This window comes from Methylobacterium sp. Leaf108, from assembly GCF_001423265.1.
Taxonomy (GTDB): domain Bacteria; phylum Pseudomonadota; class Alphaproteobacteria; order Rhizobiales; family Beijerinckiaceae; genus Methylobacterium.
Window position 1 is genome coordinate 162663 of sequence record NZ_LMND01000031.1, and the last position, 20790, is coordinate 183452.

The window sequence follows — 20790 nt, forward strand, 5'->3', positions numbered from 1 at the left end:
CGACGGAGCCCCGACATGCCCGACACCTACGACATCCTCGTCATCGGCGCCGGCCCCGGCGGTTATGTGGCGGCCATCCGGGCGGCGCAGCTCGGGTTCAAGACCGCCGTGATCGACCGCGAGCACTTAGGCGGCATCTGCCTCAACTGGGGCTGCATCCCCACGAAGGCTCTGCTGCGCACGGCCGAGATCTACCACTACATGCAGCACGCCGGAGACTACGGGCTGTCGGCCGAGAAGGTCGGCTACGACACCGCCGCGATCGTCAAGCGCTCTCGCGGGGTCTCGGCCCGGCTCAACGGCGGCGTCGGCATGCTGCTCAAGAAGAACAAGGTCGACGTGATCTGGGGCGAAGGCACGATCGAGGCCGCCCCCAAGGGCGACCAGCCCGGCACCGTCACCGTGAAGGAGACCACCCGGGCGCCCGCCCCCAAGGGCGCGCTCGCGGCGGGCTCGTATGCGGCCAGGCACATCATCGTGGCCACGGGTGCGCGCCCGCGCGCGATCCCCGGCATCGAGCCCGACAAAAAGCAGATCTGGACCTACTACGAGGCGATGGTGCCCGAGACGATGCCCAAGAGCCTGCTGGTGATGGGCTCGGGCGCCATCGGCATCGAGTTCGCCTCGTTCTACCGCACCATGGGCGCCGAGGTGACGGTGATCGAACTGCTGCCGCAGATCCTGCCGGTGGAGGACGCCGAGATCGCCGGCCTCGCACGCAAGCGCTTCGAGAAGCAGGGCATCAAGATCCTCACCGGCGCCAAGGTGACGAAGGTGCAGAAGGCGGAGGGTTCCGTCACGGCGACCATCGAGACCGGAGACGGCAAGACCCAGGAGCTGTCGGCCGAGAAGCTGATCTCGGCGGTGGGCGTGGTCGGCAACATCGAGGGAATCGGCCTCGACAGGCTCGGGGTGACGATCGAGCGCGGCATCGTCGTCACCGACGGGCTGGGGCGCACCAACGTGCCCGGCGTCTACGCCATCGGCGATGTCGCCGGCCCGCCGATGCTGGCCCACAAGGCCGAGCACGAGGGCGTGCTCTGCGTCGAGACCATCAAGGGCCTTCACACCCACGCCATGGACAAGGCGAAAATCCCCGGCTGCACCTATTGCCAGCCGCAGATCGCCTCGGTGGGCCTCACCGAGGCCAAGGCCAAGGAGCTGGGGTTCTCCGTCAAGGTCGGCCGCTTCCCCTTCGCGGGCAACGGCAAGGCCATCGCGCTGGGCGAGCCGGACGGCCTCGTGAAGACGATCTTCGACGCCAACACCGGCCAGTTGCTCGGCGCCCACATGGTGGGAGCCGAGGTCACCGAGCTGATCCAGGGCTACGTGGTGGCCATGAACCTGGAGACCACCGAGGAAGACCTGATGCACACGGTCTTCCCGCACCCGACGCTCTCGGAGATGATGCACGAGAGCGTGCTGGATGCGTACGGGCGGGTGATCCACTCGTAGCGCCCGTCACGTCAGGCGCGTCCCCTCCCCGCCAGGGGGAGGGGACGCGCCAAAGTTCAGCGGGTCGGGGCCGGCGCGCCCTTGCCCGCGGCGCCCGGCGAGGAACCCGAGCCGGCGTCGTTGGCGCCGGTGCTGTTGGTGGTGCCCGACCGGCTCTTGTCGCCCGTGAACGGGCCGCTGCCCGCCGCCCCCGGCGACGACCCCGAGCCGGCATCGCTGGCACCCGTCTTGTCGGCCGTACCCGACTTGCTGGTCCCCGAACCGCCGGCGGTGGCGAGGGCGACGGAACCCAGCAGGACGGTGCCGGCGACGAGAAGCGTCTTGATCGACATGGTGTTTCTCCCTGATCGTTGGCGTTCGCACGCCGACGTCAACATCAGGTCGAGAGGCGACGTTCCTGTGGGACGAGAGACGGACCAACGGACGTTCGCGCCTCTCCTCCTATCAATCTCGGGGATGCCCAGGATCTGCCCCCCCTTGAGTGCTCGAATCAGGTCAATCCGATTGAGTGCGGGAGATGTGGGGTGGGGGTGGCTGGATGATCCTGGGCTTTCAGTGGCTTGCGAACCACACTAATCCGGATACCCCCTCAGGAGGGAGGGACACGCCAGACCTCACTGGATCGGAGCCGACGCGCAGCTACCCATGGCATGTGGTAAGGAGCGCCAGCCGAAATCGTCGGCGCTCGTGCCGTCAACCATGCTCAGCTTAGCTCATAATTTTTTACGAACCCATTTTTACAGTTGATGCAAATTTTTCGAACGTATCCTTTTGTAAATGACTAATCGACGCAACGACTCCTACGAAATTCGGGACAGCTTTTGAAACCGTGTCGTTTGATATTCGATTACGAGAAAAAGCCGGATCGAGCTGATTTGAAAGTGGCAACATCATATCTAATATAGGCGACCATAATTTTTCCGCCTTATTAGGACCTATGTTTTGCGAAAATTGCAAATCGAACCTATTCGGCACCGATTTTGAAAGTATTGTCTCCATGCATCTTGAGATTACATGCACCAGCAAATAACTGGAGCCCTTTTTGTTAAGAAATGCAAGAATAACATTTTCCATAGAGGTGAGAGTAGTGGGATCACTTCGATGCTTCTGAGACAATTGTATTTTTCTCTCATTTATTGAACTAAGCAATGAATAACAAAATACGATGTGCCGCGCCGTGGTACGGTCAGTAAAAGTTGCTCGGTAATTTTTTTCATTTGTCCATATTTCTGATTTTTTATCATATGCTGTGACTGGATCACCATGAAAAGCGGCTAAAGACTGACCAACAGTATAAGAAGGAAGCGTAAATTTGCTGCGCTTAATCGCATCACTCGCACCACCTCGACGTCCACCTTCGTACTCAGCATCTGGAACAGATTCAAATTCCAGACGAAGCCGCTCTTAAATTTGATCAGTACTCCTGAAATCAGCAGCCTGAAGCTTATTTTGAGAATTGTTAAAACGCACTATATTTGCGACTAAGGAATCTTTGCGCGCCTTGACAAATCGTATTGGAACCCGAAGCGTATCTGAAGGCTTAGAGTTTAAACTCGCAATCGAGCCGGTTGTTTGTGCACCGTTCACAATAGAAAGCCCCTTTAGTTTGAGGCGCCTTCCTGTTCTTGAACGCTTTCCAAGCTCATAATCTAAAACTAGAGCAGTAACACCATTATTGTAAACAAAGAAATTATCTGGGTCTTCTTGTGCAGATACCTTGATATTGTTATTTATATTTGAGTCGCTTTCTCGCGACCCTAGATATCCGCGCAAGTTTGCCGAAAATAAATCTGTTCTATATTTATTATATAGATCACGCAACCAAGACCCTCTAACTGTCGTAATGACTGACTTCCAGTCGGTCTCAGAAATCTCTACAGCATCGGGGATCACAGTCTCCAAGTCGTCTGTCACAATAATAGTTCGCTCTGCCTGCAGGTATAGTCGGCTCAATGTATCAGTGCATACTTCCTGCGAAAATATATTGATGTCATTCCCGCCAGAAAATGAACTCAAAGCGGCACGTGCAGTTCTTTCCACTGCTCGAAGTTCATTACTCACATTATCTGAACTAGGAAGATTATGAACGTACCAGACATAAAACTGTTTAATTTCACCCGCTGCAATTGCAGATCGCAACTCATCCGCGCGGCCTTTGAGGCCGTCGGGCAAATCGTCCAAGTTAGCGGATATCAGCCAGGTCAGCGCAGTATTTAAATCAGAGGCTTTATTAGCAGGTGCGGCCTCTCGCTCTCTGCGAGACATATAACATTGCGCTACTACAGCAATTTGCCGCTCTTTATCAACGTAAACTACATCGCATTTTTTATCATCGCCACCACCAGTTATAGCTTCGCTGATGATCGTCTGAATATCATCTAATTCAAACTTCAAATTAATTGCAAAAACACCTATTGCATCATCAGTTAAATTAAAATTTTGCTGCATTACCTGGAAGGCTTTTAACCATTCTGGATCGGCGGTTTTTGCCACGGATTGCCTCATAACATAAATTGACCTGAGTATTAGAAAGACGCTTGCCCGTTTGGCGTAAGGTGCTCATACAATGCGAATCGCATCAATCAACCGTAAATTCCGTGTTTTTCATTCTCGAATAAAAATTAAATTTTACTCCAACCACTGTATCCCTATCCCTTTTCCCACATCATCACTCACCAGCAACGCGTCCATCTTATCCCCCCTCAACAAGGCGTACTTGTGCCTTTTCATTCGTCTTTAAGAAGTCATTAAGTATTACTACGGAGCCGACGAGCGTGTCGCCGCTCATTGGACGGTGATTCCGAGAGTGTACTGCGCCACAAACAAGCCGTTGCGCCAAATCTCGGGCAGGACCTTAGCGTCCGTGCCCAGGCAGATGCCCACTGCCGCAACGCGGTCGGGACGGCTGCCCCCCACCGCGCGTCGGTGTTTTGGCTCCAGGCGCGCTATGCCGACCGTAGACGCGCTCCTGTATGGGAATGACGTGTTCGGTCAGGAGTGTGCTGCCGATCCTGCCAGCACGTTCACCGTCGTCCAGAGGGCGCTAGTAATGGGCTCTACAAAAGCTAGCTAGTTGGGATTGCCGTCCTGCCAGCGCGGCGCGACCAGCGGTCAGCCGGCGCGGCGGGCCGGTCTGGCTTCGGTGCCGGTGCAGGCGGCAGCCGCCGCCACGCGCCGGCTCGGGGCGCGCTGCGGGGCCTGGCCGGGGGCGTAGTTGCCGAAGTCCTCGTGGAACTGGTCGACGATCTCGCCGGAGGTCTCAAGGCAGCGGGCGAGGTACCGCGGCAGGGACGGGGGCGGGGCGAAGCCCTCGGCGAGCAGGCGGTCGTTGGAGAAGGTCACGTTGAGGGCGCAGAACCGGTAGTAGGCCTGGAGCGCGCGCATCATCGCCACCTTGATCGCCTCGTCGAGGCCGAAGGTCTCGGCGAACCGTTCCTGCAGCGTCGCGCGGTCGGTCGCCTCGAAACGCTCGTAGTTACGCGTCCCCCCCTCGGGGTCGGCCGCCTCGAAGGCGCGAGCCAGCGCGTCCCAGCGAGTGCAATGGTCGCGGCCGCCCGAGAGGTGGTAGACCGTGTGGGCGAGTTCCGGCCGGTCGAGCATGGCGATGAGCGTGTCGGCCACCCAGTCGGCCGGCACGATGTCGATGGCGCCCTCCGGGTCGCAGGAGAGCAGGCGCAGCCTGTCGCAGGCGCGCACCACCCAGAGGATGCTCGAGCCCGGCCGGGCGCCGAGCGCGGCATGGCCGACCACGATCGAGGGCCGCGCCACCACCAGCGGCAGGTCGGGGAACTGCGCGGCCAGGGACATCTCGGCGGCCGATTTCGACGCGCTGTAATGCACGAGGTGGTGGGTGTCGGGCCGGGGATAGAGCGTCTCGTCGACGAGGTGGGGCGGCTCGCCGCCGCAGATCATCGCGGTGCTGACATGGAGGAAGCGGGTCAGCCCGGCCATGTGCGAGGCGCGCCGCGCCAACGCCAGGGTGCCGTCGTGGTTGGTCTTGTGGACCTTCCCTTCCGCCCACCACGAGGTGTCGGCGGCCAGGTGCAGCACCTGCGTCACCGAATCGAGCCGCGGATCGGCGATGCGGTCGGCCTGCGTGAAGTCGCCGGTCACGACCTCCACCTTCTGGGCGAGGCGCTGGGCGGTGAGCGGGTTGGTGAAGCGCCCGAGCCGGGCGGCGATGCGCTGGCGCCCGGCCTCGGCATCGGGTGCCCGCACCAGGCAGACCCATTCGGCGGGGTGCCCGCTCGATAGCGCCCGGTGAAGCACGGCGCCGCCGATCAGTCCGGTTGCACCCGTCAATAGAACTCGGTTCACCGTCGACACTCCCGCTCGCCAGAAAAACGATGCCATCAGCCCGGCACCCACGAATAGCGTAAACAAATCGCCATCAACATCCGCGCAATTGTTATGCCCGTAAAAAACAGGCCGCGTCGCGCGCAGGGCACACAGGGTGGATCTTGGGTTATCGTTAACGTGAGGTCTGCGCGTCGAAAGGCTCTCGTCCTGCGCTTTGCCTTGCCGGCGGGCCAAGGACACCGGCGATTACGCTGGCCGACCCAGGCCGGGTGCAAAGCCGGCTATCGGACGCTGCAATCTCAGGGTGAATTCCGCCAGGGCCGGCCGCATGAGCGAGCGCGATCCGGGGCTGGGCGGCTCGCGGCGACGGCGCTCGCGCCTGACAGATCGGCGCGTTCGACGCGGCGCCGGGTCGCGTCGGGTTTGCGGCCGCGCGCCCGAACGCTTAGGTCAGGACCATGGGCGCCGGTTCCTGGCGCCCGCAGCGGTGCGGCATGGCCCTCGTCCTCGACACCTTGAGCAACGACCGGCGCCCGCGCCACCCCGAGAAGGCGCGCCGGCCCGACACCCCGGTGCAGCGCAAGCCCGACTGGATCCGCGTGAAGGCCCCCGGCTCGGCCGCCTGGGCCGAGACCGCCAGGATCGTGCGCGAGAACGGCCTCGTGACCGTCTGCGAGGAGGCCGGCTGCCCCAACATCGGCGAGTGCTGGGAGAAGCGGCACGCCACCTTCATGATCATGGGCGACACCTGCACGCGGGCCTGCGCCTTCTGCAACGTCCGCACGGGCCTGCCCGAGGCCCTCGACGGGGACGAGCCGGAAAAGGTGGCGAAGGCCGTGGCCAAGCTCGGCCTCGCCCATGTCGTGATCACGTCGGTGGACCGGGACGATCTGGCCGACGGCGGCGCCGCGCATTTCGCCCGCACGATCCGGGCGATCCGGGCGCACAGCCCCGCCACCACCATCGAGATCCTGACGCCGGACTTCCTGCGCAAGGACGGCGCGCTGGAGACGGTGGTGGCCGCCCGGCCGGACGTGTTCAACCACAACCTCGAGACGGTACCGGGCAACTACCTCACCGTGCGCCCCGGGGCGCGCTACTTCCACTCGGTGCGGCTGCTGCAGCGGGTGAAGGAGCTCGACCCGACCGTCTTCACCAAGTCCGGCATCATGGTGGGGCTGGGCGAGGAGCGCCACGAGGTGGTGCAGCTGATGGACGACCTGCGCTCGGCCGACGTCGACTTCCTCACCATCGGCCAGTACCTGCAGCCGACCAAGAAGCACCATGAGGTCGTCCGCTTCGTCCCCCCCGACGAGTTCAAGGGCTACGAGACCACGGCCTATGCCAAGGGCTTCCTCCTGGTCTCGGCGACCCCGCTCACCCGCTCCTCGCACCATGCCGGCGAGGATTTTTCCCGATTGAAAGCGGCCAGGCTCGCTCGTCTCGCCACCGCCAGCACCTGAGTCTCGATGCCATCCTTCCGGATCACCCGCACGGTGCGTCACTCGCGCCAACAGATGTACGATCTCGTCGCCGACATCGAACGCTATCCGGAGTTCCTGCCGCTGTGCGAATCCCTGCGCGTCCTGCGCCGGCAGCCGGGGCCGGACGGGACCGAGGTCTGCGTCGCGGAGATGGCGGTGGGCTACAAGGCGATCCGGGAACGCTTCACCACCCGCGTCACCCTCGATCCGGTCGACCACAGGATCGTCGCCGAATACATCGACGGGCCGTTCCGGCATCTGGAGAACCGCTGGGGCTTCACCGAGGCGGCGAGCGGCGGCTGCGATGTGAACTTCTTCATCACCTACGAATTCAAGAGCCGGACGCTCGGCCTCCTGATGGGCTCGATGTTCGACCGGGCCTTCCGCAAGTTCACCGACGCCTTCGAGAGCCGGGCCGACCGGGTCTACGGCCTGCCGCGCCCGTGAGGGCGGCCCGTCGGCTCAGGTCTTGAGCTGGGTCACGGTGTAGGACGGGGCCAGGGCCGCCGCGTCGAGGAAGGGCGCCGCCAGCGCCGAGAAGAACATCAGCGAATGCCGGTAGGTGGCGGTGACGATGACGCCGGTCTGCCTGTCGGGCACCGTCTTCTGCACCGCGTCGATCTGGGCCGCGGTGGGGGTCGCACCGGCGGGATAGGCGTAGACCACCTGCGGCGTCGTTCCCGACATCCTCACCTGGAACATCTGCAGGGTGATCCTGCTCGGGCTGAGCTGGGGCGCGACGTTCCCCTTGGCGGCGTCCGGCGTGTAGGTGTTCAGCTCGGTCTGGCAGGACGTCGTGTCGTCCCGGCAGTCGGACCAGACGATGGCATATTGCGTCGCCAGGCGGTTGGTCTGGTTATAGACCTGGAAGACCGCCCCGCATTCCACGATCCCCGCCGCGAGCAGGATCATGATCGGCACGACCGCCGCGAATTCGATCGCGGCGCTGCCCCGGCGCGAGGCGCGAAAACGGGTCGCCGGGCCCGGGTCGGATCGATCGCGCATCGCCTATCGTGCCTGACGTCGCAGGAGGGAGGTCGAGGTGACCTTGTTCAGGCTGGAGAAGCCCGGCGCGAACACCACGACGGACGTCTGCGCCCGCAGGGCGAGCACGCTGGTGGCGGTGCCGTAGTCGGCGACGCCGCCGGATATCGGAACGGCGGCCGCCGACAGGCTGGTCATGGGACGCATCTCCACGGCCAGGACGTTGGCGCCGGCCGCGGAGACGAGCCCGCCTGCGTTGGCCTCGACCTTGGTCTTGAGGGCGGCGGCATCGGGCATCAGCGGCACGGCGGTGTTGAAGCTGCTGCGAAGCTCGTCGGCGGTGCGGATCACCCCGGCGTCGAGGGCGGTCTGGGTCATGTAGTAGATCCCGACCTGCAGGATGTAGAGAAGCAGGACGAAGAACGGGGCGCACACGAGGGCGAACTCCACCGCCGACGCGCCGCCGTCATCGATGGTGAAGCGCCGCGCCGCGGTGCGGCGGGGCGCCGGAAGACCCCGGCCGCCGGCCGGCGGGGGAAGGGCGGGGGGGCTCGTCACTGCAGCGGCGCCGTCGGTGCGAAGGGATCGGCGACGATGGAGAAGCCGGTGAAATAGATCCGCGTGCCGGGCTGCGGATCGGGGACCGGGATCGTCGTCGTGTTGCCGGGCGGGTTCGCCAGGTAGGGGCCGCCCAGCGCGGTGACCTTCACGTCGTCGATGCCCCCGCCGTTGCCGTCGGCGGTGCCGCCGTTGGCCGAGAAGGTCAGCCAGTAGATCCCGGGCTTGGTGATCTTCACGCTCGCCGTGCGCGGCACCCAGCGGAAGCTGTCGGCATAGCCGCAGGTGTCGATCACCGGATTGACGGCGCCCGCGTCGTACCTCTGCCAGTCGACCCTGTCGGGCGGGACCGCCGGCGTGGCGCTCAAGCTGCCGTCGGGGTTCCGGAAGCTCGTGGCCGCGCCCTGCGACGCACCGGGAACCGGCGTGCTGATCAGCTGGCCGTTGGACATGAACACCCCGACGAGGTTGGTCCAGCGCCCGGTGGCGAGGGTGGTGTGGTGGCGGATCGTGCCGGTGAGGCCGGCGCCGTCGGCGGGATAGACCGCGCCGGACGCAGGGTTGGCCTGGCAGCTCGTGCCGGTGACGCCCGCACCGCTCAGGTCGACGATGGAGATGTAGCCGTAGCTGACCCGGTAATAGCCCGGATCGAGCAGGAAGGGCCGCATCACCTTGCGGTTCTTGTCGGCCGAGCCGGATGCGCTCCAGCCGTCGAGGAGGACGTATTGCGACCCCTGCGATGCGCCCGACTGGCCGTTGTGGAGGGTGCCGTAGTTGACCTGGTTGACCGGCGCGGTGGTCCAGCCGGACGGGTCCTGGGCGGGCCAGCCGAGGGGGGAGCCGCCGGTGCTGCCGCGACTGAGGGCGAGGTTGCCGCCCTTGGCGATGCCGTGGCGCGGCACGTCCTCGGCATAGGTCGGCGACTCGAACGAATCCGCGAACAGCACCTTGCCGCCCCCTGCCCAGGCGGCGGGGAAGTTGTCCTGCAGCGCATCCGGGCAGGTGCCGTTGCACAGGCGGATGCTGTCGATCTGGCCGCCGTAGCTGTCGTCCTGCCCATCGGCGGCGAAGGTCAGCCAGTACGACCCGGGGGTCGACACGAAGATGCGCACGCTGCGCTCGATCCAGGCCGGCGCGTAGACGCAGCTGTCGATCAGGTTGGCGCCGGCCAGTTCCTGGCGTCCGTCGAGGGTGCGATGCAGGGGGGCGTTCGCGCCCGCCGTGGCGGCATCGAGGTAGACGTTGATCTGGTTGGTGCGCGACACGTTCGGCACCGGCCCGCCCGACGAGGCGGTGTCGTTGGCCCAGGACAGGTCGCCCGCCGTCGAGCCGCACAGGTAGGCCGGGTCGTAGTTACGGTAGGTCACGCGGCTGCGGTAGAAGTAGCGCAGCTCCTGGTTTCCCGCCCTCAGGTCGACCTTGGTGGAAATGGCCGAGTTGCCCGCCCGGCCCGAGCCGTTCTCGCAATCGAGTTCGGCCGACTGGCGTCCCTCCGGGACCGTGCTGCTGATGGTCCCGACCTCGTCGGTCTCCAGGCAATAGCCGGTGCCGTACCAGACCGCGCTGCCGGTGCCGGTGTACACCGGGGTCGAGCCCGGGTTCGCGGACGGCCTGGCGATGGAGCGGCCGTCGATGGTGTAATAAGCCCAGCCGCCCTTCTGGACGGCGTTGGCGCCGCCGGTGGCCTCGAAGCCCTCCTTGACCACGAAGCCGCTGGGATCGGGGGCGTTCGGGCCGTCGTAGCAATGGGCCGCGGCCGTCACCGGCAGTTGCGTGATCCCGATGATCCTGGCGAAGGCGGTGGGCACCGCCACCGCGAGCTTCACGTCGGCCGGGCCGGTTCCGGACTGGACGAAGCGGTCGGTGTTGGTGAGCGTCCAGCCCATCTTCTGCGTGGTCACGGCCCGGTCGATGTAGCCGTCCACCGTCGCCTGGTAGGAGGTGGCGCCCGGACCGCCGGTGCCGTTGAGGAGTTGGAGCACGCTCGGGCGGCTCGCGTACTGGCAGGTCAGGGTGGCGATCTCGGACAGCTTCTGCTTGGCCTGGTAGGAGCGCATCAGGTCGATGCCGCCGCCGGAGGCCACGATCAGGACGACGGCGCCCAGCGCGAAGATGATCGCGATGCCGCCACCCGTATCGGAGCCGAAACGCCGGGCGAAACCGAGAACCCGTGCGGGTACGATCGTCATCACCGTGGTCGCCCCCGACATCTGATCATGTCGAGCGTAGCCGTAAGCATTGCCTGCGAAAGGATCGTTAAGCCGATACCTGACTCACGGGAATTTCATCTCGGGCCGGACCGGTCACGCCTGGCCGACCGCAATGTTCGACTCGAGGAGCGCCAAGGCATCCTCCACCGCCCGTCGCCGGACCGCGTCGCGGCCGAGGTCGCCGTAACGCCGCTCGAGACGGCGCGGCGGCGCCCCCGCGGCGGCGAGCCCGAAGTGCACGAGCCCCACGGGCTTGTGCGCACTGCCCCCGCCCGGCCCGGCGATGCCGGTGATCGCCACGGCGACGTCGGCCTCGGACCGGTCGAGGGCGCCCTGCGCCATCGCTCCGGCCACCGCCTCGCTCACCGCGCCCTCGGCCGCGATCAGGTCGGCGGGCACCCCGAGCATCTGCGTCTTGGCGGCATTGGAATAGGTGACGAAGCCGCGCTCCACCACGGCGGAGGAGCCCGCGATCGCCGTCAGCAGGCCGGCGACGAGGCCGCCGGTGCAGGATTCGGCACAGGCGATGCGCCGGCCCGCCGCGGCATAGGCCACCACCAGCGCCCCGGCCCGGGCCCGCAGGACGGGATCGTCGATCACGCGCCGAACCCGGCGGGGTCGATTTCGGGCAGCCGGATCGTGGCGGCGGCCTGGGCGGCCAGTCCCTCGGCGCGGCCCACGAAGCCGAGCTTCTCGGTGGTGGTGGCCTTGATCGAGACCGCGCTCAAGGGGACGTCGCAGATCTCGGCGATGCGCGCCCGGATCGCCTCGCGATGGGCGCCGATGCGCGGGGCCTCGGCCAGCACCGTGATGTCGAGGTGGTCGATCCGGCCGCCGCGCGCGCGCACCAGGGCGCAGGCATGGGCGAGGAAGCGGTCGGAGGAGGCGCCGCGCCATTGCTCGTCGCTGGGCGGGAAATGCGTGCCGATGTCGCCGTCGGCGATGGCTCCGAGCAGGGCGTCGGTGAGGGCGTGCAGGGCGACGTCGCCGTCGGAATGGGCGAGCACACCGCGGTCGGCCGGGATCCTGATGCCGCCGAGCCAGACGTGGTCGCCCTCGGTGAAGGCGTGGACGTCGAAGCCGGTGCCCAGGCGCGTGACGGTGGCGGTCATGGTCGAACCCTCTGACTCGGAGAAGCGGCGGTCGGCCTCGATCAGGTCGGCGGCCTGGGTGATCTTGCGGTTGGCCGTGTCGCCCTCGAACACCACGACCGGTAGCCCGGCCCATTCGGCGAGCGCCCCGTCGTCGGTGAAGCCGTCGAGGCCGGCGGCGGCGGCGCGGGCGTGGGCGTCGGCCAGGAGGCGGAAGGCGAAGGCCTGGGGCGTCTGGACGGCGCGCAGGGCCTCGCGTGCCGGGGTCTCGGCGACGCGGGCGATCCCGCCTTCGGCCGCCTCGACCCGCTTGACGGTGTCGGTGACGGGGATGCCGGGGACCGCGGCGCCGTGGTCGCGGCCGGCCGCGAGCGCCCGGTCGAGGAGGGCGGTGTCGACGAAGGGCCGGGCGGCGTCGTGGACCAGCACCAGGTCGGGGGCGCCGGCCCGCTCCAGGGCGTCGAGCCCGGCCCGCACCGAGAGCTGGCGCGTGGCGCCCCCCGCCACCGGCGCCGCGAGTTTGTCACGGACTTCGGCGGGTAGGTCCGCCAGGCAGTCCTCGTAGAAGGCCGCGGCGTCGGGGGAGATCACCGGCTGGATGCGCGCGATGCCGTCGTGGGCCGCCAAGGCCGCCAGGGTACGGGTGAGGACGGCGCGCCCTCCCACCCGACGGTACTGCTTGGGAGTGTCGCCGCCGATGCGGATGCCGCGCCCGGCCGCGACCACCACGGCCGCCGCCTGAAATGCCGAGCCCGCCATCTCGAAGTTCCCTCTCGAAGTCCCCTCGCCGATTCTCGCTGCGTCGGAATCGCGCATGACGTCATGCGGCCCGCGCACAACGCCCCACGGATGAGGACCGCGTCACCGAAGGGCCTGTCGTGTAAGCGGGGGAAGGTGTGAAATCAAATCTGCGTCAGTCCTTGCGTCCGGCTCCGATATGGCTATTTGTTGTGCAGAATGAGAGCTGATGATTATTTGAGCGTTCTGCGCTCGGGCGGAAGCTCCGGAACGGCGGATGCCACGGCATCCGCGCCGCCCGTCCTGCTGGCTCCCCTCTCGGGCGTCACGGACCTGCACTTCCGCCGGGCCGTGCGCCGCCTCGGGGCGAGCGCGGTCGTGTCGGAGATGGTGGCGGCGGCCGAGTTCGCGAAGGGCAGCGAGGAAGCGCGCCTGCGCGCCGAGGGCGGCGGCATCGACCCGCACGTGGTCCAGCTCGCCGGCTGCGCGCCCGGTCCGATGGCCGAGGCGGCGCGGTTGGCGGAAGCGGCCGGCGCCCACGTCATCGACATCAACATGGGCTGCCCCGCCAAGACCGTGACCGGGGGCGAGGCGGGCTCGGCGCTGATGCGCGACCTCGACGGGGCCGCGCGCATCCTCGCCGCCGTGCGCGGTGCCGTTGCGATCCCCGTCACCGTCAAGATGCGGCTGGGCTGGGACCATGCCAGCCTCAACGCCCCCGAATTGGCGCGGCGGGCGGAGGATATCGGCCTCGACGCCGTCACGGTGCACGGCCGCACCCGCCAGCAGTTCTACAAGGGCCGGGCCGACTGGCGCGCCATCCGGGCGGTGGTGGAGGCGGTGCGCATCCCCGTCGTCGCCAACGGCGACGTCACCGATGCGGGGACCGCGCGGACCTGCCTGGCGGAATCGGGAGCGGCCGGGGTGATGATCGGGCGGGCGGCGCTGGGCCGGCCCTGGCTCGTCGGTGCCGTCGCAGCCGAACTCGCCGGGCGGCCCGCCCCGGTGCTCGACGCCGCGGCGCGGGCGCAGGTCGCCCTCGATCATTACGACGGGCTGCTGGCGCTCTACGGCCTGCGGATGGGGGTGCGCCATGCCCGCAAGCACCTGGCCGCCTACGCCGAGGCGGCCGGCGGCCTCGACGGGCCGGAGCGCATCGCGCTCCTCACCGGCACCGATCCGGCGCGGGTCCGCGACCTGCTCCTGGCCGCCTTCGGAATCGGCCCGGCCCGGGAGGGACGCGGCTCCGGCGATCGTCCCGCGATCGGGAAGGCGGCGTGACGACCATGGCCACAACGAAGGGTCCGGGACAGCCCGGCGACGAAGCCGGGGCGACGGCCAAGGCAGAGGGCGCGGCAAGGCCGCCGCGCAAGGGCGGCTACGCGCTGCCCGCCGGCCTGCCCGCCGCGGTGATCCCCACCAGCGAGGCGGTGATCAACGCCCTGCCGCTGCCGGTGATCACCATCGGCGCCGAAGACCGCATCCTCCACGTCAACCACGCCGCCGAATCGTTCTTCGACCATTCCGCCCGGCTGATGCAGCGCCAGCGCCTGGCCGACATCATCCCCTTCGCCTCGCCGATCATCGCCCTGGTCACCGACGTGCGCCGGCGGCGGGCCAGCGTGAGCGAGTACGGCGTCGAGCTGGTGCAGCCGCGCTCGGGGCAGGAGCGCAGCGTCGACGTGTTCGCGACGCCGCTCGGCGACGACGGCGAGGCGGTGGTGCTGATGCTCCAGGAGCGCACCATCGCCGACAAGATGAACCGCCAGCTCACCCATCGCGGGGCCGCCCGCTCGATGATCGCGCTGGGCGCCATGCTGGCCCACGAGATCAAGAACCCGCTCGCCGGCATCCGCGGCGCCGCCCAGCTCCTCGAGCAGTCGGGCAGCGAGGACGACCGGCTGCTGACCCGCCTGATCTGCGACGAATCCGACCGGATCGTGCGCATCGTCGAGCGCATGGAGCTGTTCGGCGACGAGCGCCCGGTGGAGCGCGGCCCGGTCAACGTCCACGGTGTCCTCGACCAGGTGAAGCGCTCGGCGCAGAGCGGGTTCGCCCGCCACATCCGCTTCGTGGAGACCTACGACCCCTCGCTGCCGCCGGTGCTCGGCAACCGCGACCAGCTGATCCAGATCATCCTCAACCTCGTGAAGAACGCCGCCGAGGCGATCGGGGCCGATACGGTGGACGGCGAGATCACCCTCTCCACCGCCTTCCGCACCGGCCTGCGCCTGCAGGTGCCGGGCTCGCGCGAGCGCGTCAGCCTGCCCATCGAGGTCGCGGTGCGCGACAACGGGCCGGGGGTCAGCCCCGACCTCCTGTCCGACATGTTCGATCCCTTCGTCACCACGAAGGCGCAGGGGAACGGCCTCGGACTTGCACTGGTCGCCAAGATCGTCGGCGACCACGGCGGCATCGTCGAGTGCGATCCCGTGCCCCGTCGGACCACCTTTCGCCTTCTCCTGCCCATGTCGAGCGCCCGGGACGGGCGTGAATCGAGCGTGGAATCCTGGAACCCGTAGAGTCGCGTCATGCAGAACCGCCACATCATCGTCGCGGACGATGACGCCGCCATCCGCACGGTGCTCAACCAGGCCCTGTCGCGGGCCGGGTACGAGGTGCGCTCCACCGGCAATTGCGCCACCCTCTGGCGCTGGGTGGCGCAAGGGGAGGGCGACCTCGTCATCACCGACGTGATGATGCCCGACGAGAACGTGTTCGACCTCCTGCCGCGCATCAAGCGGGTGCGGCCCGAGCTGCCGATCATCGTCATGAGCGCGCAGAACACCTTCATGACCGCGATCCGGGCCTCGGAGCGCGGCGCCTACGAGTACCTGCCCAAGCCCTTCGACCTGAAGGAGCTGATCGCCATCGTCGGGCGCGCGCTCTCGCGGCCGCGCGGGACGCCCGCGCCCGGCGCCGACCCGGCCCACGAGGACATCCCCCTGGTGGGGCGCTCGCCGGCGATGCAGGAGATCTACCGGGCCCTGGCCCGGCTGATGCCCACCGACCTCACCGTGATGATCACCGGCGAATCCGGCACCGGCAAGGAACTGGTCGCGCGCGCCCTGCACGACTACGGCCGCCGCCGCACCGGCCCGTTCGTGCCCGTCAACATGGCGGCGATCCCGCGCGACCTGATCGAATCCGAGCTGTTCGGCCACGAGAAGGGCTCGTTCACCGGGGCGCTCGCCCGCTCGGCCGGCCGCTTCGAGCAGGCGGAGGGCGGCACGCTGTTCCTCGACGAGATCGGCGACATGCCGATGGAGGCCCAGACCCGGCTGCTGCGCGTGCTGCAGCAGGGCGAATACACCACGGTGGGCGGCCGGGTGCCGATCAAGACCAACGTGCGCATCATCGCGGCCACCAACAAGGACCTGCGCATCTCGATCCAGCAGGGGATCTTTCGCGAGGACCTGTTCTTCCGCCTCAACGTGGTGCCGCTGCGCCTGCCGGCCCTGCGCGAGCGCTCGGAGGACGTGCCCGACCTCATCCGCCACTTCTTCGTCCTCGTCGAGAAGGAGGGCCTCAGCCGCAAGCAGCTCGACGGCGAGGCGATGGAGAAGCTCAAGCGCTACCGCTGGCCCGGCAACGTGCGCGAGCTCGAGAACCTCGTCCGGCGCCTGGCCGCCCTCTACCCGCAGGAGACCATCACCGGCCCGGTGATCGAGGCCGAGCTCGACACCCTGCCGCTGGCCCAGAGCGCGCCCCAGGGCGGCAACGGCCGCCGCCAGGCGTCGGGCGAGAGCGAGACCCTGTCGGGGGCGGTGGAGCGGCATCTCGCCGACTACTTCAGCGGCTACCGCGACACGCTGCCCCCGCCCGGCCTCTACCACCGGATCCTGCGCGAGATCGAAGGCCCGCTGATCGGCGCGGCCCTGGCCGCCACCCGCGGCAACCAGATCCGCGCGGCCGAACTGCTGGGAGTGAACCGCAACACGTTGCGCAAGAAGGTCCGGGATCTGGACCTGCAGGTGTTCCGCACGGCGCGGTGACGTCCCGACGGTCCCCTGCGCGGTACCCTCTCTCATCGACCCAGGGTTCGTTCAACGGGATGACGGTGGACGCTCGTCTTGACTCGCGATTTTACGCTGTAGCATAAAATGCGGATCACGTTCGATCCCGCAAAGGACGCGCGGAACGTTGCCGAGCGCGGCCTGTCTTTCGAGCGGGTCGCGGACATCGAGTGGGACACGGCCCTGTCGCAGGAGGACACGCGCCGGGACTACGGCGAAAAACGTGTGCGGGTCTTGGGCTTCATCGATCGCCGATTGTACGCCGTCGTGATCACCATGCGTGGTGACGCCCTCCATGTGATCAGCTTTCGCAAGGCCAATGCGCGGGAGGTCAGGCGCTATGAGCACGATAGGCGATGATGCCGTCTCGCGGCCGGACGACGAGAACCCGGAATGGACGCGGCACGACGTGAGCACGGCTCGTCCGGCGCTCACCGTCATCGAAGGCGTCTTCGGTGCAGAGGCGGCGGAAGCGTTGCGCCGGGGACCCGGCCGCCCTCGCAAACCGGATCGCAAGGTCAACCAGACCCTTCGCCTCGATGCCGAGGTGCTGGAAGCCTATCGTCGCGAAGGCGACGGCTGGCAGACGCGGATGAACGCGGTTCTGCGCGAGCACATGCCGAGGGGCGGGAAGTAGGCCGCGGCTCCCAAAGCACTGTCACGGCAAGCACTGTCACGGCAAGCACTGCCACGGACTGGCTCACCGCCTCCCCGACACCAGCCAGCACGCGGCCCCGAGGGTCACGGCCCCCGCTTCGGCGCGGGCGGAAAAGTCGGCCGCCACCGCCGCATGGGCGCGGGCACGCAGATCGTCGTCGCGGTCGCGCAGCAGGCGCGAGACCGGCCCGAGTTCGAGCACGAAGCGCGCCGCGGCCTCGGCGGCGGCACCCGCGGCGGCCTCTCCCGACAGGCCGAGGACGAGGGGCCGGTCGATCGCCTCGATCCCGATGTCGAGGAAGCCCGCCGCGGCGAGGATGTCGCCGATGACGTCCGGGTCGGCGAAGCGGAACGGCCCCGGTCCGCCGGGCGGCGAGGGTTCTTGCTCCGGCACCAGGGGCTGGACGACGGCCAGCGGCACCGCGATCCAGGCGTTCTGCGCGAGCGGGCGCCAGCACAGGAACGTCAGGCGCCCGCCCGGCACCAGGGACCGGCGCAGGTTGGCGAAGGCCGCCACGGAATCCTCGAAGAACATCACCCCGAACCGCGAGATCACCCGCTCGAACACCGCGCCGCCGAAATCGTGGCGCTGGGCGTCGGCCTCGACGAAGGCGATCGGCGCGCCGCCCGGCGCGTCCAGGGCGGCGCGCTCGCGCGCCACGGCGAGGAGCGGCGCCGAGACGTCGGCGGCCACGACCCGGCCGCGGGCGCCGAGGTCGCGCGCGGCACGGATGGCGCAATCGCCCGCCCCGCAGCCGACGTCGAGGACGGCAGAGTCCGGCCGCAGGACCGCACCCGCGAACAGGGCCTGCGTCAGGGGGGCGAACACCGTGTCGATGGCGCGCTGGTTGCGGGCCCAGCGCCGGCCGGCGTCGCCGTTCCAGTATTCGGCCTGGGTGATGGTCTCGGCCATGGTCGCTCTCCTCAGAGCCGAATCTCATAAACCTTCGGCGCCGCCGTCGGAGCGCGGATCGTGGGTGGCCTCGATGCGGCCGTTGCCGGGGTGGCGCACCAGCATGCCGGCGTGGCCCAGCGAATCGATGTAGGCGCCGCCGAGTTCCTCGATCTCGTGGCCCATGGCGCGCAGTGCCGCGATGCAGGCCGGGTCGAACCGGTCCTCGACCTTCACGCTGAGCGATTCCGCGCCCCAGGTCCGGCCGTAGAGCAGGCGGGGCGCATCGACCGCATCGGCGACGCCCATCCGATAATCGGCGTAGCGGGAGAAGATCTGGGCCTGGAACTGCGGCTGGCCGTCCCCGCCCATGCTGCCGTAGGACATCACCCGGCCGTCGTCGAAGGCGGCCAGTGCCGGGATCAGGGTGTGGAACGGGCGCCGGCCCGGCTCCAGCGGGTTCACGGCCTTGGGGTCGAGGGAGAACGAGGTGCCGCGGTTCTGCCAGTGGATGCCGGTCTTCGGCAGCACCACTCCCGAGCCGTACTCCCAATAGATCGACTGGATGTAGGAGACGGCCAGGCCGCTGCCGTCGATGGCGCCCATCCAGACGGTGTCGCCCTCGCCGGGGTTGCGCAGGGGCAGGCTCGCGGCCCGGCGCATGTCGATCTGCGCCGCTTGCGCGTCGAGGAAGCCGGGCTCGAGGAAGCGGGACGGATCGCCATCGAGGCGGTCGTAATCGGTGACGAAGCGGTCGCGCACGGCAAAGGCTCGCTTCGTGGCCTCGATCAGCCCGTGGTAATGCGCCGTGGTCTCGGGCCGGGCGATCTTGAGCCGGTCGAACAGGCCGAGGATGATGAGCGCCGCCAGCCCCTGGGTCGGGGGCGGGAAGTTGTAGAGCACCGCGTCGCGGCGCCTGAGCGACAGCGGCGCCCGCTCGCGCGCGGCATAGGCCTTGAGGTCGGCCCGGGTCACCGGGGCGTCGAGGCGTTCGAGGTCGGCGGCGATCTCGCGGGCGATGTCGCCCCGGTAGAAGTCGTCGAGGCCGGCATGGGCGAGCTGGTCGAGGGTGGCGGCGAGTGCGGGCAGGCGCCGGACCGCGCCGGCGGCGTAGGGCTTGCCGGCATCGAGGAAGGCGTCGGCGAACCCCGGCTGGTCGTGGAGGGCGTCGAGTTCCTTGGGCACGTAGCGCGCCTCCGACGGCGACACCGGAACACCGTCGCGGGCATGGCGGATCGCGTCGGCGAGCAGGGTTGGCAGCGGCATCCGCCCGCCCAATGCCCGGGCGAGATCGAGGGCGAGGCACCAGCCGCCGACGGCACCGGCGACCGTGACCGCGGCGTCGGGGCCCCGGGCGGGAATCGCCTCGTATTCTTTCTCGCGGTAGCGGGCGATGGTGGCCAGACTCCCGGCGGGACCGCAGGCCTCGATCCCGCGCACGCGGCCGCCGGGCTCGCGCACCAGCCAGAACCCGTCGCCGCCGATGCCGTTCATGTGCGGATAGACCACCGCGATGGTCGCCGCCATCGCCGCCATCGCCTCGATGGCGTTGCCGCCCTGCGCCAGCACGCTCTGGCCCGCCTTGGCGGCCAGGTGATGGGGTGCGGCCACGGCGGCCGAGGCGAAGACGGGCGTTTCTGGCATGGGGGAGCTCGTGGTGTGAACGACGACGCGATCATAGTGCGTTTCAAAGCGTGGTCGAACATCGCAGGCGATGTCAGTTGCCGTGAAAGCCGCCCTGGTCTGAAAGGGCAACGGCATCGCGGGCGCCATGCAGAACGCGGATCACAGTGACCGCCTGGTCGTCGTGTCGATAGTAAATCACGTAGTCTCTCGCGAACCCCGCGCGCAGGCCCGGCGCCAAGGCATCTCGCGATGCTCCGGAAAGCGGAAAAAGGCAGAATGGCTCGCAGGCGCCTTTGATCCGCTCGATGAACGACGTCGCCCGTCCTTCGGACGCTTCGGTCGCGATATGCCACCAGATCCTGGCCAGATCGGCCTCGGCGGCACGGGTCAGACGGAGGACGAGCGGTCGCGTAATAACGTCCTCCCCCGTTCGACGATGTCGCCGATGTCGAAACTCCCGGTCCGGCCTGCCGCGACATCGGCCAAGCCTGCTTCGATGTCGGCCTTCAGCGCGTCCAGCTCCGCGATCTGCAGGGATCGCTTCATCTTCCAATCGCGCAACGCCGTCCTGACCACTTCGCTGGTGGAAGCATAATCTCCCGAGGCTACGGCGCCTCGGACGACGGATGCCATCTCTGGCGGCAAGGTGATGGTCAAGCGTTCGAGGTCGGCCATGGCGCTCGGCTTTCTATTGAGCAAATCATACTTTGTCATACTTTTACGGCTTTCGCGAGCTGGGTCACAACCGTGTCGGACACCCGATTCGTATTAATTTCGCCA

The 20790-nt window shown here is 67.5% G+C and carries 19 protein-coding genes; 8 read left to right on the forward strand and 11 right to left on the reverse strand.

Features of this window, described 5'->3' with window-relative positions; all coding sequences use genetic code 11:
- Positions 1–15 precede the first annotated feature (15 nt).
- Positions 16–1455, forward strand: a complete 1440-nt coding sequence (gene lpdA, locus ASF39_RS15460; protein ID WP_056285491.1) for a dihydrolipoyl dehydrogenase — start codon at positions 16–18, stop codon at positions 1453–1455.
- Positions 1456–1511: 56 nt separating this feature from the next.
- On the opposite strand, the gene ASF39_RS15465 is transcribed toward lpdA, so the two are convergent.
- The 3 genes from ASF39_RS15465 to ASF39_RS15470 all read right to left on the reverse strand — a co-directional run bounded on the left by ASF39_RS15465 (position 1512) and on the right by ASF39_RS15470 (position 5772).
- Positions 1512–1787, reverse strand: a complete 276-nt coding sequence (locus tag ASF39_RS15465; protein ID WP_056285494.1) for a hypothetical protein — start codon at positions 1785–1787, stop codon at positions 1512–1514.
- Positions 1788–2859: 1072 nt separating this feature from the next.
- Entirely contained in the window at positions 2860–3948 is a 1089-nt protein-coding gene (locus tag ASF39_RS20705) for an AIPR family protein (protein WP_162240601.1), read from the reverse strand.
- Positions 3949–4566: 618 nt separating this feature from the next.
- The gene (locus ASF39_RS15470) at positions 4567–5772 is read right to left on the reverse strand and encodes an SDR family oxidoreductase (RefSeq protein ID WP_244472429.1); all 1206 of its coding nucleotides are present in this window, start codon (positions 5770–5772) and stop codon (positions 4567–4569) included.
- Positions 5773–6248: 476 nt separating this feature from the next.
- Here ASF39_RS15470 and lipA point away from each other — a divergent pair, with 476 nt between their 5' ends.
- A complete protein-coding gene (gene lipA / locus ASF39_RS15475; RefSeq protein ID WP_056285778.1) occupies positions 6249–7217 on the forward strand; it encodes a lipoyl synthase in 969 nt (322 codons plus the stop codon).
- A gap of 6 nt (positions 7218–7223) precedes the next feature.
- Entirely contained in the window at positions 7224–7685 is a 462-nt protein-coding gene (locus ASF39_RS15480; protein WP_055889312.1) for a type II toxin-antitoxin system RatA family toxin, read from the forward strand.
- 15 nt (positions 7686–7700) lie between these two features.
- On the opposite strand, the gene ASF39_RS15485 is transcribed toward ASF39_RS15480, so the two are convergent.
- The 5 genes from ASF39_RS15485 to ASF39_RS15505 form a co-directional block, all read right to left on the reverse strand.
- The gene (locus ASF39_RS15485) at positions 7701–8243 is read right to left on the reverse strand and encodes a TadE family protein (RefSeq protein WP_056285502.1); all 543 of its coding nucleotides are present in this window, start codon (positions 8241–8243) and stop codon (positions 7701–7703) included.
- 3 nt (positions 8244–8246) lie between these two features.
- Complete coding sequence (locus tag ASF39_RS21680; protein ID WP_056285505.1) at positions 8247–8780, reverse strand: TadE/TadG family type IV pilus assembly protein; 534 nt, start codon at positions 8778–8780, stop codon at positions 8247–8249.
- Positions 8777–10969, reverse strand: coding sequence for a pilus assembly protein TadG-related protein (locus ASF39_RS15495; protein ID WP_162240602.1), 2193 nt, complete (start codon positions 10967–10969; stop codon positions 8777–8779). Before ASF39_RS15495 ends, ASF39_RS21680 begins: the two co-directional genes overlap by 4 nt.
- Before the next feature lie 114 nt (positions 10970–11083).
- Entirely contained in the window at positions 11084–11590 is a 507-nt protein-coding gene (locus tag ASF39_RS15500; protein WP_056285511.1) for a nicotinamide-nucleotide amidohydrolase family protein, read from the reverse strand.
- Positions 11587–12840: a bifunctional 2-C-methyl-D-erythritol 4-phosphate cytidylyltransferase/2-C-methyl-D-erythritol 2,4-cyclodiphosphate synthase gene (locus ASF39_RS15505; RefSeq protein WP_056285514.1), complete on the reverse strand. Its 1254-nt coding sequence runs from the start codon at positions 12838–12840 to the stop codon at positions 11587–11589. Before ASF39_RS15505 ends, ASF39_RS15500 begins: the two co-directional genes overlap by 4 nt.
- A gap of 198 nt (positions 12841–13038) precedes the next feature.
- Between ASF39_RS15505 and dusB the strand changes: the two genes are divergently transcribed.
- The 5 genes from dusB to ASF39_RS15530 all read left to right on the forward strand — a co-directional run bounded on the left by dusB (position 13039) and on the right by ASF39_RS15530 (position 17472).
- The gene (gene dusB / locus ASF39_RS15510) at positions 13039–14100 is read left to right on the forward strand and encodes a tRNA dihydrouridine synthase DusB (protein WP_056285517.1); all 1062 of its coding nucleotides are present in this window, start codon (positions 13039–13041) and stop codon (positions 14098–14100) included.
- 104 nt (positions 14101–14204) lie between these two features.
- Positions 14205–15341 carry an ATP-binding protein gene (locus ASF39_RS15515; RefSeq protein WP_055889500.1) on the forward strand — a complete coding sequence of 379 codons (1137 nt, stop codon included), beginning with the start codon at positions 14205–14207 and terminating at the stop codon, positions 15339–15341.
- A gap of 9 nt (positions 15342–15350) precedes the next feature.
- The gene (ntrC, locus tag ASF39_RS15520) at positions 15351–16814 is read left to right on the forward strand and encodes a nitrogen regulation protein NR(I) (RefSeq protein ID WP_055889331.1); all 1464 of its coding nucleotides are present in this window, start codon (positions 15351–15353) and stop codon (positions 16812–16814) included.
- Between the two features lie 108 nt (positions 16815–16922).
- A complete protein-coding gene (locus ASF39_RS15525; protein ID WP_056285519.1) occupies positions 16923–17195 on the forward strand; it encodes a BrnT family toxin in 273 nt (90 codons plus the stop codon).
- Positions 17176–17472, forward strand: coding sequence for a BrnA antitoxin family protein (locus tag ASF39_RS15530; RefSeq protein ID WP_082494600.1), 297 nt, complete (start codon positions 17176–17178; stop codon positions 17470–17472). The genes ASF39_RS15525 and ASF39_RS15530 overlap by 20 nt, the downstream gene beginning before the upstream one ends.
- Before the next feature lie 63 nt (positions 17473–17535).
- Here ASF39_RS15530 and ASF39_RS15535 read toward each other — a convergent pair whose 3' ends face one another.
- The 3 genes from ASF39_RS15535 to ASF39_RS15545 form a co-directional block, all read right to left on the reverse strand.
- Entirely contained in the window at positions 17536–18405 is an 870-nt protein-coding gene (locus ASF39_RS15535) for a class I SAM-dependent methyltransferase (protein ID WP_056285524.1), read from the reverse strand.
- Positions 18406–18429: 24 nt separating this feature from the next.
- Positions 18430–20028: a gamma-glutamyltransferase family protein gene (locus ASF39_RS15540; protein WP_056285526.1), complete on the reverse strand. Its 1599-nt coding sequence runs from the start codon at positions 20026–20028 to the stop codon at positions 18430–18432.
- A gap of 369 nt (positions 20029–20397) precedes the next feature.
- Positions 20398–20685, reverse strand: a complete 288-nt coding sequence (locus ASF39_RS15545; RefSeq protein WP_056285529.1) for a type II toxin-antitoxin system ParD family antitoxin — start codon at positions 20683–20685, stop codon at positions 20398–20400.
- Positions 20686–20790: the final 105 nt, after the last annotated feature.

What these genes read in the sequence shown, in the direction of transcription:
- ASF39_RS15525 (WP_056285519.1), top strand. Translation starts at nt 16,923, where the DNA reads ATGCGGATCACGTTCGATCCCGCAAAGGACGCGCGGAACGTTGCCGAG.
- ASF39_RS15535 (WP_056285524.1), bottom strand. Translation starts at nt 18,405, where the DNA reads ATGGCCGAGACCATCACCCAGGCCGAATACTGGAACGGCGACGCCGGC.
- ASF39_RS15465 (WP_056285494.1), bottom strand. Translation starts at nt 1,787, where the DNA reads ATGTCGATCAAGACGCTTCTCGTCGCCGGCACCGTCCTGCTGGGTTCC.
- lipA (WP_056285778.1), top strand. Translation starts at nt 6,249, where the DNA reads ATGGCCCTCGTCCTCGACACCTTGAGCAACGACCGGCGCCCGCGCCAC.
- ASF39_RS15540 (WP_056285526.1), bottom strand. Translation starts at nt 20,028, where the DNA reads ATGCCAGAAACGCCCGTCTTCGCCTCGGCCGCCGTGGCCGCACCCCAT.
- ASF39_RS15505 (WP_056285514.1), bottom strand. Translation starts at nt 12,840, where the DNA reads ATGGCGGGCTCGGCATTTCAGGCGGCGGCCGTGGTGGTCGCGGCCGGG.
- ASF39_RS15495 (WP_162240602.1), bottom strand. Translation starts at nt 10,969, where the DNA reads ATGACGATCGTACCCGCACGGGTTCTCGGTTTCGCCCGGCGTTTCGGC.
- lpdA (WP_056285491.1), top strand. Translation starts at nt 16, where the DNA reads ATGCCCGACACCTACGACATCCTCGTCATCGGCGCCGGCCCCGGCGGT.
- ASF39_RS15530 (WP_082494600.1), top strand. Translation starts at nt 17,176, where the DNA reads ATGAGCACGATAGGCGATGATGCCGTCTCGCGGCCGGACGACGAGAAC.
- ASF39_RS15485 (WP_056285502.1), bottom strand. Translation starts at nt 8,243, where the DNA reads ATGCGCGATCGATCCGACCCGGGCCCGGCGACCCGTTTTCGCGCCTCG.
- ASF39_RS15480 (WP_055889312.1), top strand. Translation starts at nt 7,224, where the DNA reads ATGCCATCCTTCCGGATCACCCGCACGGTGCGTCACTCGCGCCAACAG.
- ntrC (WP_055889331.1), top strand. Translation starts at nt 15,351, where the DNA reads ATGCAGAACCGCCACATCATCGTCGCGGACGATGACGCCGCCATCCGC.
- ASF39_RS15545 (WP_056285529.1), bottom strand. Translation starts at nt 20,685, where the DNA reads ATGGCCGACCTCGAACGCTTGACCATCACCTTGCCGCCAGAGATGGCA.
- dusB (WP_056285517.1), top strand. Translation starts at nt 13,039, where the DNA reads ATGAGAGCTGATGATTATTTGAGCGTTCTGCGCTCGGGCGGAAGCTCC.